The 13,493-nt window shown below is 44.9% G+C and carries 11 protein-coding genes; 10 read left to right on the top strand and 1 reads right to left on the bottom strand.

What is annotated here, in order from left to right; genetic code table 11:
• Nucleotides 1-336 precede the first annotated feature (336 nt).
• Nucleotides 337-1,260 (bottom strand): transposase, encoded by a 924-nt coding sequence (locus tag KCTCHS21_RS18500; protein ID WP_130611597.1) that lies wholly within the window; start codon nucleotides 1,258-1,260, stop codon nucleotides 337-339.
• 572 nt (nucleotides 1,261-1,832) lie between these two features.
• Between KCTCHS21_RS18500 and dpsA the strand changes: the two genes are divergently transcribed.
• The 10 genes from dpsA (at nucleotide 1,833) to sleB (ending at nucleotide 13,433) form a co-directional block, all read left to right on the top strand.
• Nucleotides 1,833-2,732 carry a dipicolinate synthase subunit DpsA gene (dpsA, locus tag KCTCHS21_RS18495; protein ID WP_130616580.1) on the top strand — a complete coding sequence of 300 codons (900 nt, stop codon included), beginning with the start codon at nucleotides 1,833-1,835 and terminating at the stop codon, nucleotides 2,730-2,732.
• Nucleotides 2,729-3,325, top strand: coding sequence for a dipicolinate synthase subunit B (locus tag KCTCHS21_RS18490; protein ID WP_130611594.1), 597 nt, complete (start codon nucleotides 2,729-2,731; stop codon nucleotides 3,323-3,325). Before dpsA ends, KCTCHS21_RS18490 begins: the two co-directional genes overlap by 4 nt.
• Before the next feature lie 37 nt (nucleotides 3,326-3,362).
• Complete coding sequence (locus KCTCHS21_RS18485; RefSeq protein ID WP_130611591.1) at nucleotides 3,363-4,403, top strand: aspartate-semialdehyde dehydrogenase; 1,041 nt, start codon at nucleotides 3,363-3,365, stop codon at nucleotides 4,401-4,403.
• Nucleotides 4,404-4,484: 81 nt separating this feature from the next.
• Nucleotides 4,485-5,702: an aspartate kinase gene (dapG, locus tag KCTCHS21_RS18480; RefSeq protein ID WP_130611588.1), complete on the top strand. Its 1,218-nt coding sequence runs from the start codon at nucleotides 4,485-4,487 to the stop codon at nucleotides 5,700-5,702.
• A 46-nt stretch (nucleotides 5,703-5,748) separates the two neighbouring features.
• Nucleotides 5,749-6,630, top strand: a complete 882-nt coding sequence (gene dapA / locus KCTCHS21_RS18475; protein ID WP_130611585.1) for a 4-hydroxy-tetrahydrodipicolinate synthase — start codon at nucleotides 5,749-5,751, stop codon at nucleotides 6,628-6,630.
• A gap of 312 nt (nucleotides 6,631-6,942) precedes the next feature.
• Nucleotides 6,943-8,622: a ribonuclease J gene (locus KCTCHS21_RS18470; RefSeq protein ID WP_130611582.1), complete on the top strand. Its 1,680-nt coding sequence runs from the start codon at nucleotides 6,943-6,945 to the stop codon at nucleotides 8,620-8,622.
• 147 nt (nucleotides 8,623-8,769) lie between these two features.
• Nucleotides 8,770-9,504 (top strand): ClpP family protease, encoded by a 735-nt coding sequence (locus KCTCHS21_RS18465; protein WP_130611579.1) that lies wholly within the window; start codon nucleotides 8,770-8,772, stop codon nucleotides 9,502-9,504.
• Nucleotides 9,505-9,517: 13 nt separating this feature from the next.
• Nucleotides 9,518-9,778 carry a YlzJ-like family protein gene (locus KCTCHS21_RS18460; protein WP_130611575.1) on the top strand — a complete coding sequence of 87 codons (261 nt, stop codon included), beginning with the start codon at nucleotides 9,518-9,520 and terminating at the stop codon, nucleotides 9,776-9,778.
• Nucleotides 9,779-9,852: 74 nt separating this feature from the next.
• The gene (locus KCTCHS21_RS18455) at nucleotides 9,853-12,516 is read left to right on the top strand and encodes an FtsK/SpoIIIE family DNA translocase (protein WP_232057881.1); all 2,664 of its coding nucleotides are present in this window, start codon (nucleotides 9,853-9,855) and stop codon (nucleotides 12,514-12,516) included.
• A gap of 134 nt (nucleotides 12,517-12,650) precedes the next feature.
• Nucleotides 12,651-13,433: a spore cortex-lytic enzyme gene (gene sleB / locus KCTCHS21_RS18450; RefSeq protein WP_130611569.1), complete on the top strand. Its 783-nt coding sequence runs from the start codon at nucleotides 12,651-12,653 to the stop codon at nucleotides 13,431-13,433.
• Nucleotides 13,434-13,493 lie beyond the last annotated feature (60 nt).

Raw genomic sequence — 13,493 nt, 5'->3', positions numbered from 1 at the left:
TCGACCTAATTTAATTATCTCGTACAGCTGCTATCCCCATGACTTAGTGAACGCATTGCGGTTATCCACTTAATTTTCGCGTATGACCACTATCCCCTTTGCTCAGTTTGAAGTCTATGAGGAAGAACTGCATGAAGAAAAAGGGAGTCTAAAATCAATAAGTGATTTTAATATCATTAAAACATATATAATTCAATGATCAATAAACCAAACCAATTCGAAGAATGGTTTAATAAACCGACTACTAAGTCAGATGAGACAACAAGAATGAGGAAAGAGGAATGAGATTAAACGGAATCAAAATAGAGTGTAAGAATGTCCAGTATTATTTTAAAACTAGCTTACAGATTTAAGGTAGTTGGCATACTGAACTCGCAATTTAGGTTTGATGTTTGATTTGCGGATGAGTTCTGGATAAATTATGGTGGCTGTTGATGTGCAGATTTTCAATAAATGCTGTAATCCTTGCTGGTTTTGCACAGAGCGATTGAAATGATAACAATATTGATCTAGATATGCTTGTAAATGCTTGGGTCCAATGCCCATGAATAAATCATTAATCCAGTTGGAGGCACTGTTGCAGATTTGTAGGAGCTGCCTGTTTCGATTTTTACTGTATTTAAGGGTAACCGCAATGATTTCCTTAGCGGTGGAATCGACATGTTTGCGAATAAAGGGATGTTTGTCTAAGGGGCAAGTAAATTGGGAGTAAGAACACTCTTCAACCGCTTGTTTTATTTTAATATGTGCGTATTCGCCCTGTTCGTTTATTGTAGCGCCGATGAGTAGAGGTTGCTCTTGAGGGTGTCGATAGATGGTTGGGTTATATGGAGTGCCATATTGAGCAAAATTAATGCGGACCAGTCCCTTTAATAAATCAGATTCATCTGATTTTGACATCGCGTGGCGAATTTTATGACAAATTAACCAGGATGTTTTGTATGTCGTTCCTATAATAGAAGCTAATCTCAAAGCATTGATACCTTCTGGCTGAGAATGAAGGTGTATTGCGAGTAACCAGAGCCTAAGTGGAGTGCGGCTTCCTTCCATAATTGTTCCTTTAGTTAAAGAGGTCTGCACATGACAGGAGCTGCATTCATAGAGAGGGAGCCTACGAGTAAGGATCGAATAGGCATGACGATTGCCACAAGAGGGACAACAAAATCCATCTGGCCATCTTGCATTATAGATCATCTGTACCCAAAACTGCTCATCTGTAGAGGATAGGCAAAGTGTTTGAAATGAAGCGGGCTGATCCATTAATATCCCTCCTGAGTGGAACGTATGTTCTCTTTAATTATACCAAACGCATGTTCTTATTTAAAGTAATTTATTGAAAAAAATTACATAAATCCAATTAGTTTTACAAGTGTTACTGAGACAAAGGGATAGTGCTTATACGCGATAAAATAGAGAATAGAGTTGGGGGGAGAGAGTTAGAAGAAAGGGGACGCTGCAAATTGGAAATAGATATGCTCGAACTGAGGTAAAGGGATAATGACTAGAGCAATCTATAACAGGAAGGAAACTATGGAGGTCAAACTGACGGGAGGGATAATGACTAGAGCAATCTATAACAGGAAGGAGACTATGGAGGTCAAACTGACGGGAGGGATAATGGCTAGAGTAATCTATAACAGGTGGGAGACTATGGAGGTCAAACTGACGGGAAGGGATAATGGCTAGAGCAACATATAACAGGAAGGAGACCATGGAGGTCAAACTGAGCGAGTGGGATAATGGTTGTAAGATGTAGACGATAGGGAAGTCACCCCATGGTAGGCGTATGCATACGATGTGCTATGCAAGAATGCCGAAAGGAGGGGGCTGCAATACTTACAGGAGTAAACATTGTGCTCGCTGGTGGAGATGCCCGGCAGTTGGAAGTGATTCGGCGGTTGACGGAGTTGGATGCCTCTGTCACGATTGTGGGCTTCGATACGTTGGATACTCCTTTTAGTGGTGTAGTTAAAGCGGAGTGGTCACCGGATATATTGAAGCAGGCAGATGCGTTAGTATTACCAGCGGTTGGTACTGATGACGAGGGAATTATACCATCACTTTTTACCAATCGGGAACTAAAGCTTACTGATGCTCATCTTGCTGAGATTCCCACACACTGCAAGGTGATAACGGGTATGGCTAAACCCTTTTTGCGTGTGCTTTGTGAAAAATACCATCTGGAGCTCATTGAGTTGTTTGAACGAGATGACGTGGCTATCTATAATTCGATTCCGACGGCGGAAGGCGCATTGATGATGGCTATTCAGAATACTGATATTACGATCCATGATTCAAAGTGTATCGTGCTTGGTCTTGGGAGAACAGGGTTTACAATGGCACGGATACTTCAGGCAGTTGGTGCACACGTCAAGGTTGGAGTGCGTCGCGATGAAGCGTTCGCGCGTGCGTTTGAGATGGGTTTTGAGCCGTTTTATATGGCTGAATTAGCGCGTCAGGCGGGGAATATCGACTTGATTTTTAATACAATTCCGACTATGATAGTCACAGCACAAGTGATCTTACAACTTCCCCTGCGCGCCTGTATTATCGACCTGGCATCAAAGCCTGGAGGTACTGATTTCCGTTTTGCCGAGAAGAGAGGAATTAAAGCATTGCTCGCTCCCGGACTACCCGGAATTGTAGCTCCAAAGACAGCCGGTCGAATCATCGCGAACAGTCTAACCCAGATTATTCTGGAAGACAACCGATTACGGGGGAATAAACCATGAATTGGCACGGGATTACCGTAGGCTATGCGCTGTCAGGTTCTCATTGTACGTTAGAGGAAATTATGCCGCAAATTCAGCGGTTTGTAGACGCAGGTGCTAATGTTGTACCAATCGTTTCCTCAACGATAATGACTACAGATACTCGATTTGGAACATCAAATCATTGGCAGGAATCATTACGCTCCATCACAGGAAATGAGATCATTTCCACTATTGTAGATGCTGAGCCATTAGGTCCTTCTAAACGGTTGGACATTTTGACGATTGCACCTTGTACCGGTAACACTACTAGCAAGCTAGCTAATGCTATGACAGATGGACCGGTGCTGATGGCGGCCAAATCGCAAATGCGGAATCAAAGACCTTTGGTGCTGGCCATATCGACTAACGATGGCTTAGGTCTAAACGCTGGTAATATCGCTAAGCTGCTGAATATGAAAAATATTTACTTTGTGCCGTATGGACAGGATAATCCAATTGCTAAGCCCAATTCTCTAGTTGCTAGAATGGATCTTGTAATGGAAACCTGCGAAGCTGCACTAAAAGGAACACAATTGCAACCATTACTCATAGAGCGTTTCTTACACGCTTGAGATATACTTTGCCGCATCCGAGGGGAGAAAATACTAAATGTCGACACAACAGTTGTTTAATGTCGCCGTCGTGGGAGCGACCGGTGCCGTTGGGGAACAAATCCGCAGATTACTTGAAGAACGAAACTTCCCGATTGCCAGCTTAAAGCTATTATCGTCTGCTCGTTCAGCGGGAACAAAGGTTGAATTTAAAGGAGAACCAATAACGATTGAGGAGGCCACACCGGAAAGCTTTCGTGGGGTGGATATTGCCTTATTCAGCGCTGGCGGGGATGTGAGTAAAGCCCTCATTCCCCATGCCGTTGAGCATGGTGCTGTTTGTATTGATAATACAAACGCTTATCGTATGGATCCGGAAACACCGCTTGTCGTTCCTGAGGTCAATATCGATAAAATCAGCGAACACAAAGGTATTATTGCTAACCCGAACTGCTCTACCATTCAGATGGTGGCAGCATTAAAGCCGCTTTATGATCGCTTTGGTATTTCGAGAATTATTGTCTCGACATATCAGGCCGTGTCTGGAGCTGGAGCTTCAGCAGTTACTGAATTGCTTCGCCAAACCGGTGAGGTTCTGGCTGGTAATGATTCCAATCCAGGTATCCTACCTGTTTCTTCCTTACCTGTGAAGCACCAGATTGCTTTTAATGTTATTCCACAAATCGACAAGTTCCAAGATAACGGCTTTACTTTGGAAGAGATGAAGATGATTCGTGAAACGAAAAAGATTATGGGCGACGAAGCATTGGAAGTAACTGCGACATGCGTACGAGTTCCTGTCACATATGGTCACTCCGAATCCGTATATGTTGAATTAAAGAACGATTTCGACGTTGAGGAAATTAAAGCATTGTTATCTGATTCTCCAGGAATTACGCTTGTCGATGATCCTTCTGGTCAGCAATACCCACTAGCTACGGATGCAGCTGGCAAGAACGATGTATTCGTCGGTCGCGTGCGCCGTGATCTATCCAATCCTCGTGCCTTAAATCTGTGGATCGTATCCGACAATCTCCTTAAGGGTGCTGCTTGGAACGCGGTACAAATTGCGGAGTACATCGCAATTCCTAAACAATAATAGCTAATTGCAGCATTGGTCCTCTTCTTTTCTTACTCTTATCTATCTCATTTGTGTGCTAGCAGAGCGGAGGAAGAAAAGATGGAACTGATCGTGCAGAAATTCGGCGGGACATCGCTATCAGATGAGCAAGGTAGATATCATGTCCTTCGACATATCATTCGTGAGTATGAAGCTGGCCTTAACATCGTCGTTGTCGTCTCAGCAATGGGACGAAGCGGTGAGCCCTATGCGACAGACTCATTACTTGAACTTGTACGTCATAATGGCAATTCATTACCCTCGCGGGAGCGGGATTTACTGCTCTCCTGCGGGGAATTAATATCTGCTACTGTGCTTTGCAGTCTGCTCCATGCTAAAGGTTTTTCTTCTGTTGTTCTAACTGGAGGACAGGCAGGGATTATGACAGATGATCGCTTCGGTTCCGCTCGCATCATTGATATTAAGCAACATAAAATGAGGCGCCAGCTTGAAGAAGGCAAAATCGTAATAGTTACTGGATTTCAGGGGATGACGACGGACGGCGAAATGACTACACTCGGCCGGGGTGGAAGCGATACGACAGCTACTGCTGTAGGAGCCGCTTTAAATGCAGACATTGTAGACATTTATACCGATGTAGATGGAATACTTACTGCGGATCCGCGATGGGTTAGCGATGCCAAGCCTCTAGCTGCCGTTAGCTATGAAGAAATTTGTAATATGGCGCAAAATGGGGCAAAAGTAATCCATCCCAGAGCTGTAGAAATTGCAATGAAAGCCGGAATTCCGATCCGAGTTCGCTCTACTTTCTCTGAGGGAGAAGGAACACTGGTCACTCATACTCAAGCTCTACGAAATAAAGGGATTTGGTTTGATCGAACAGTAACTGGACTTGCTCATGTACGAGGTGTCACGCAATTAGGTGTAATAAACCATGATGGTTTGGCAGATTTGCAATTACGAGTATTTCGCGCTATGGCCAGACATGAAATCAGTGTTGATTTTATTAATGTCATGCCAACGGGCGTTCACTATACGGTTTCTGAAGACGACACACCAATGGCATTGCAGCTGTTACAAGGTTTAGGATTTGAGCCACATATCCGTAAAGGATGTGCCAAAGTATCCGTTATTGGAGGCGGCATGAACGGAGAGCCTGGAGTCATGGCTGTCATAGTAGAGGCTTTAACAAACTCCAGCATTCCAATTTTACAATCCGCAGATTCCAATACAACGATTTGGGTGCTTATATCCGAAAATGACTTGGCTGAAGCGTTGCAAGCCTTGCATACAGCTTTCGGACTACATCTTACTTAAAAATGGCTAGATAGATTTATTCATTGGGAATAAGGAGGAAATAGTAATGAGTTTCGGGCGATTAATTACTGCAATGGTAACACCGTTTGACGAACAATTAAATATTGATTGGGAAGCGACCGGACGGTTGATTGATTATTTAATTAACGAACAAAAAACCGATAGTCTTGTTATTTCTGGTACAACGGGCGAGTCCCCTACCTTGACTGATGAGGAAAAGGTTGCACTGTTCGATTTTTCCGTTAAGTATGCAGCAGGTCGCTGTAAAATTATCGCGGGTACGGGTAGTAATGAGACTGCGCACTCGGTGAATTTAACGAGGAAAGCCGAAGCAGTTGGCGTCGATGGGATATTAATCGTTGCCCCATACTACAATAAGCCAAGCCAAGAAGGCATTTATCAGCATTTTCGTGCTATCGCGGAAGCGACTACTTTACCGATAATCATATATAATGTTCCTTCACGTACAGTTGTGAGTATTTCAACAGAGACTACGCTGCGTTTGGCACAAATTCCAAATATCGTGGCTACCAAGGAATGCGCTAGTTTAGAGCAAATGACTGAAATCGTTAGTGGTGCTCCAGAAGGATTCGTCCTATATAGCGGAGACGACGCGATTACACTTCCCACCTTATCAGTAGGTGGATTCGGCATTATAAGCGTCGCAAGTCATTTGATAGGGGCGCAAATGAAGGATTTAATTGCAACTTATTTGGAAGGCAATGTTAAGGAAGCAACTGCGCTAAATGCAAAGCTGTTTCCAGTCTTTAAAGGACTATTTAGTTGCCCGCATCCGGTTCCAAACCCGGTTGCTGTCAAATACGCACTTTCCTTGCGCGGTTTACCTGTTGGCGGAGTACGGTTGCCATTAGTGTCAGTAAATGATGCGGAAGCGAGTTTCCTGCAAAACCTGTTTAAAGGTAATTAAGGGGTCCGTCGGTCGCTCAGTCGTTAATTTGCGAAAACCGATATCCTCAGGATATCGGTTTTTTTAGTACGATAAGACAGTATAAATTTCAATGTCTTTATACTCATCTTATCGCTCAATACAAACGTATACCGACGTCTTGAGGACGGCAAAGCCGTTTTTTATTCAAGGAAAAGATAAAATCGTCGATCTTGTATTTCTTGTTTTGCTTCATGTATAATGATTGAGAGTGATTGGGTGCGGCTAATATTTTAGCAAATTGAAAATTTCATATCGATCGGGAACGTCGAATTGATTTAGGAGGTACTAGAGGTGTCAAAGAAAAACAACACAGATAAATTACTGATTTTCGCGCTCGGTGGCGTTGGCGAAATCGGCAAAAACATGTATTGCATCCAGTATAGTAACGACATCGTGGTCGTAGATGCTGGTCTGAAATTTCCGGAAGAAGAGATGCTTGGAATCGACGTAGTCATCCCGGATATCAGTTATTTATTAGAAAATCGCGATAAAGTTCGCGCAATTCTGATAACTCATGGACATGAGGACCATATTGGTGGCCTTCCTTATGTACTGAAGCAGCTTAATGTTCCGATCTACGGAACTAAGCTCACGCTAGGCTTGATAGAAAACAAGCTGAAAGAAGCGGGATTGCTGGGCGATACCAAACGTCATTTGATCAATGAATCATCGGAATTGACATTGGGTACGATTAAGGCCAGCTTCTTCCGTACAAATCACAGTATTCCGGATTCTGTGGGCGTGTGCTTGGAAACACCAGAAGGCTTGGTTGTGCATACAGGTGACTTCAAGTTTGATCATACTCCAGTTAATGAGCAATTCGCCGATCTGCAGAAGATGGCTGCTATAGGTAGCCGTGGCGTACTAGCTCTATTGTCTGATAGTACAAACGCTGAACGTCCAGGATACACACCTTCAGAAAGCAATATCGGTAAAGAATTCGAGTCGCTATTCCGCAGTGCCAAACAACGTGTCGTTGTTGCAACCTTCGCGTCTAACGTACATCGGATTCAACAAGTTATTAACGCTGCCGCAGAAACACGTCGTAAAATGACTGTAATCGGCAGAAGCATGGTAAACGTAGTTAGCATTGCATCAGAGCTTGGCTATTTGACCATACCTGAAGGTATGCTAATCGAGCCAGAAGAAGTAAACAAGCTTCCTGCTGATCGCGTTGTCATTCTTTCTACGGGTAGTCAGGGTGAACCGATGTCTGCATTAACGCGGATGGCTCGTTCTACACATCGTAAAGTAGACATTTTACCAGGTGATACGGTCATCATTGCAGCTACTCCGATCCCAGGTAATGAAAAGTACGTTGGACGAACTGTGGATGAGTTAATGCGTTTAGGTGCAAGTGTCATCTATGGTCCAGGCTCCGTATCAGGCGTTCACGTATCTGGACATGGTAGCCAAGAAGAGCTTAAGCTCATGCTGAATCTTATGCGTCCGGAATATTTCATACCGATTCACGGTGAATACAGAATGCTTCGCCATCATGGTCTGCTTGCTGAAGCCGTAGGAATTCCTAAGGAAAATATTTTCCTCTTAGACAATGGGGATACGGTTGAAATTCAGAATGGTTCTGCTCGGAAAGCAGGGAAAATTCCTGCAGGTAATGTACTGATTGATGGATTAGGTGTGGGCGATGTTGGTAATATCGTACTTCGTGATCGTAAGCTATTGTCTCAGGATGGAATTCTTGTTGTCGTCGTAACGCTTAGTAAGCAAGATGGCACAATTATGTCGGGACCAGATATTATATCACGAGGCTTTGTATATGTTCGGGAGTCAGAAGGACTTCTGGAGGAAGCTAACCGCATTGTAACGAATACTTTGCATAAGCTCATGAATGAAAACGTTAACGAATGGGCATCGCTTAAGACTAATGTCAAAGATGCGCTAGGACGTTTCTTGTACGAACAGACGAGAAGAAGACCGATGATCTTGCCGATCATCATGGAAGTGTAGAACATTTAACCCCACACTCATATAAAACCGTTTTCCACCGTCTATACGGTAGGGAAGCGGTTTTTGTTTATGCAATGAAGCTCATGAGGATAAAGTAGGGTGGAACGCCCATACTATGTCAAGCCGCGCATACTAGGAGGCCATATCATGAGTGAAAATGAAGCGAAACCAGGGGATGGCGCAGAGCAGCCGAATGTCTCCGAAGAAGAGCGTAAAACAGATACAGTAACAGAATCCATTGTTCAGCTAGGCCAAACCTCCCTTCCTTCAGGGGAAAGCAACATTTTTTGTCTGACGATTATCGGTCAGATTGAAGGGCATCTCATGCTCCCACCGCAAAATAAAACGACCAAATATGAGCATGTTATCCCACAGCTTGTAGCTGCCGAGCAAAACCCTAAAGTGGAAGGGCTCCTCGTCCTGCTGAATACAGTAGGGGGAGACGTCGAAGCAGGGCTGGCGATTGCTGAAATTATTGCCTCCATGACTAAGCCTACAGTGACAATCGTGCTTGGAGGCGGTCACTCCATCGGTGTGCCGATTGCTGTCTCAGCGAATTATTCCCTTATTGCCGAAACTGCTACTATGACCATACATCCCATTAGGATGAATGGGCTTGTAATTGGAGTACCTCAAACATTCGAATACTTGGATAAAATGCAGGACAGAGTAACCCGTTTTGTAACCCGTCATTCTCGAATTTCAGACGAGACCTTCAAAAGCCTTATGTTCAAAACGGGGGAATTGACGAGGGATATCGGAACAACTGTCATTGGCGGGGATGCAGTTAAGCATGGATTAATTGATGCGGTGGGTGGGCTTGGAGAGGCGCTAAGAGAGCTGAATCGGCGAATTATGGAACGTAAGCAAAGTAGCGTATAGGGGGGGGACAGAGATGACTTTATATACGGCAATGCCATTGGAGCTAGTGCTGGACGGGATTCAAAATACTCCTGGACCTTTTGTAGAAGTGACCATACAAGGGGTAACCTTACAGCTAGTGCCTGTCGCGCCGGGAATCGGACGCATTGAGAGATTGCTGTCGGCGCCACTAAACAGTTATTTGCAATCCCACTTCACACCGGGTCAAACGATCTGTTATTATCCGACTTCAGAACCCTCTGCAGCTATTGATTTTTCCGGGTTTGGGATATAAGAACTGATGTAAGCTAGGATATCTGCCAACCTCCCACCAACTGTGATATAATGTTGAACCGGGAGGTGGCAAATTTGGCCAAGCGCAAAAAGAAAAGAGCTTCGTTCGGATCGGGCTTGAAATATGAGGTTTACGGTATTCTTTTAATTACATTATCTGTTATTGCCATCTCGGGAGAAGCTGCGGTTGGTCGTTCACTTTCCAAGCTATTCGGGTTTTTACTGGGCAAGCATTATTATTTGCTTGGTTTGGCGGGCATATGGATAGGGCTATACGTCATGATTAAACGAAGTTGGCCAAGAGGCTGGACGTCAAAGCGTTCTGGCTTTGTTTTAGTTTCATTGGTCGTTTCATTGTGGAGCGCTATGGCAGCTATTGATAATAGCTTTGGGGCCATCGAATCTGTAGCCCTGACTCCTGCAAGCATCGTTAATCAGACAATGGCTCAGCTTAAGGAAATGCTTTGGCAAGCGCCTTCCTCGGCAAATCTTAAAGTATTTAACGTAGATGTTGGCGGCGGGATTGTCGGTGCTCTGCAATATTCTGTACTTTATTGGTTGTTTGGGTACTACGGTGCCAAATTTGTTCTTATCATCGAAATTGCGATTGCTATCATGCTTATTACAAATCGTTCTTATGTTGAAATTGGGCGAAGCATACGTTTGTTCATACTTAGAGTTATGCCTTTACTAGCAGCACGCCTGTCATCTGGTCGCAAATTGCTTGCTGTGAAAGCTACTCCTGTGAAAAAGACTGGAAAAGCTAATAAATCGCCAGCACAAGCAGTTGTCCCGATGTTGCCTGTGGATGATGAGTTGGACGAGCAGACGCTTACACCTAGAGTGAGAAAAACACCGCTATTTTTCCAACTGTTCCATGGCAAACCTGAGAGGGAAGAGGATGCTACGCAAGAGGAGACTTGGGACGCTGATGAGCCAACTGTTTATTCTGGCAAACCGGCAACAGTCATAGGCTTTACATCAACTAAGAAAAATCAAAAGGATATACCGATGCCTGAAGAAATTCCTCAGGACGAGGAAGAGGATGAGGCTGAAGAGCAAGAAATCCAACAGCCTGAAGCGCCGAGGTTTACAGATTTTACAGCACAAAGCTATCCCGACCCAAAGTGGGACGAGGATTCTGAATTAGGTCAGCAGTCGTTGCCACTAGAAATCGAGTCGGACACTCCACTTCCTAATGCTGAAGCCGATCTCGATGCAGACTTGGACGTGGAGCTGGATAAGGATGAAGTATCGGCTGCAGCGGTAGTCGTCACTCCAGAGCTGAAACCAGTGAAGAAAATACCTAAGCCATATCGTTTACCTGGGATGAATTTGCTCGATAAGCTTGCTGGCGGAAATAAATCAAGCAATCCAGCTGATTATATGAGCATAGCTCGTAAGCTAGAAGCGACTCTAGAAAGCTTTGGAGTTAGGGCCAAGGTACTGGATGTTGCCCGTGGTCCTGCGGTTACCCGCTACGAGCTGCAGCCGGATGTTGGGGTAAAGGTTAGCCGAATTGTTAGCTTGACGGATGATATAGCCTTAGCACTTGCAGCCAAGGACATTCGGATGGAAGCGCCAATTCCAGGGAAGGCAGCTATTGGAATTGAAGTTCCTAACAATGAAGTTAGCGTAGTAACCCTTCGAGAAGTGCTGGAGACTCAACCGTTCCAAGAATCTACAGCGAAGCTGACAATTGCTTTTGGACGAGACATTTCAGGTCAGCCTATTGTCGGTAATCTGGCTAGAATGCCCCATCTACTCGTTGCGGGGGCGACTGGATCTGGGAAATCCGTATGTATTAACGGAATTATTACAAGCTTGCTTTATAAAGCAAACCCAGACGAAGTGAAATTTCTTATGATCGATCCTAAGATGGTTGAGCTTAATGTGTACAATGGCATTCCTCATCTGCTCGCTCCTGTCGTTACGGATCCGCGCAGAGCCTCTCTTGCACTTAAGAAAATTGTAGTGGAGATGGAAAAGAGATACGAGAAATTTTCCAAATCGGCGACAAGAAATATTGAAGGCTACAATGCTTTAATGCTAAGCGGCAACAATCCAGACGCTGTGCTTCCCTATATCGTAGTTATCGTGGATGAGCTCGCAGATTTAATGATGGTTGCGGCGGGTGATGTCGAGGATGCGATTTGCCGACTAGCCCAGATGGCGCGGGCATCTGGTATTCACTTGATAATTGCGACACAAAGACCTTCGGTTGACGTTATTACAGGGGTTATCAAAGCTAACATTCCAAGTCGTATTGCATTTGGTGTATCCTCGCAAGTCGATTCAAGGACGATTCTGGATATGGTCGGTGCGGAGAAGCTTCTGGGTCGAGGAGATATGCTATTCCTACCTATGGGAGCTTCCAAGCCTATCCGTGTGCAGGGAGCATTCTTATCCGATGGTGAGGTAGAATCGGTAGTCAGCTATTGTCGTGGTCAAGCCGAAGCGGAATATGTTGATGATCTTGTTCCGGAGGTTGACGATACATTCGGAGACTCTGCGGAAGAAAAATTGGATGAGCTGTTCGATCAGGCGGTTCAAATCGTGCTCGAAGCTAAGCAGGCCTCTGTATCACTGCTTCAGAGGCGCATGCGTATCGGTTATACGCGCGCGGCGAGACTTATCGACTCGATGGAGGCTAAAGGCATTGTCGGCCCTTATGAGGGCAGCAAGCCCCGTGAGGTTCTTATGACGATGGAGCAGTACCAGCAACGTATCCCATCCTAACTAGTAAAGCCCGTTTAACCTAAATTTTTGGGTTGCGGGCTTTTTGCTTGCAATTATGGGTATAAGAGCCTTTCACCTTTCTCATACTAACGTTCGAGAACACACAACATGGACCCAGAAAGGCGTGACCTCTAGTGAGTTATCGTCTAGTGATTTTGACATTTTGCGTTGTATTCGGTCTTCTTGGCCTATACACGCTGCAGCACAGCTCGCAAAGCCGTGAAACATTCAGTAGTGCCATTCTCAAAGAAGGCTCAGCCGGCAAAGATATTTATGAGCTGCAAGGAAGACTGAAAGCACTTGGATTTTTTAATGGAGCGGTAGACGGTCAATTTGGTGCGAGTACCAAAAATGCGGTTACCTGGTTCCAGTGGAAGTTCGGAATGAAGTCTGATGGAGTCGTAGGTGCAAAGACAAAGCTGAAGCTGTGGACAGCGACGAAGGATTGGAAGCCTACGGCTGCAGATTTACCACAGACTGGGGGTAACACTGGAGGCGCGCCTTCAACAGCGCCAACAGGTGGGAACGACAATAAGCTACCTGCATCTAACAATCTCGGCTTTACGGAGAAAGACCTTAAGATGATGGCTAATGCCGTTTACGGAGAATCGCGAGGAGAACCGTATGTCGGTCAGGTTGCGGTAGCAGCGGTTATTATTAATCGTGTAAAGTCATCGCAGTTCCCGAATACGGCATCAGGCGTTATATACCAGCCGGGCGCCTTCACAGCAGTAGCTGATGGTCAGATTAATCTTGAACCCAACGAGACTGCCAAAAAAGCGGTCAAAGACGCTGTTAGTGGTTGGGACCCAAGTGATGGCTGCCTCTATTACTTTAATCCAGAGACAGCTACTTCCAAATGGATATGGACTCGTCCACAGTACAAGACAATAGGCAAGCATATCTTCTGTCGTTAGTATAATTAACAAGTGCGACCCCCATTAAAGATTGACCATTCAGGGTTGCGATCAAGCCAT

Source organism: Cohnella abietis, from assembly GCF_004295585.1.
GTDB lineage: Bacteria > Bacillota > Bacilli > Paenibacillales > Paenibacillaceae > Cohnella > Cohnella abietis.
The sequence above is the reverse complement of the archived record's forward strand: the minus strand, read 5'-3'. Positions and strand labels throughout refer to the sequence as shown.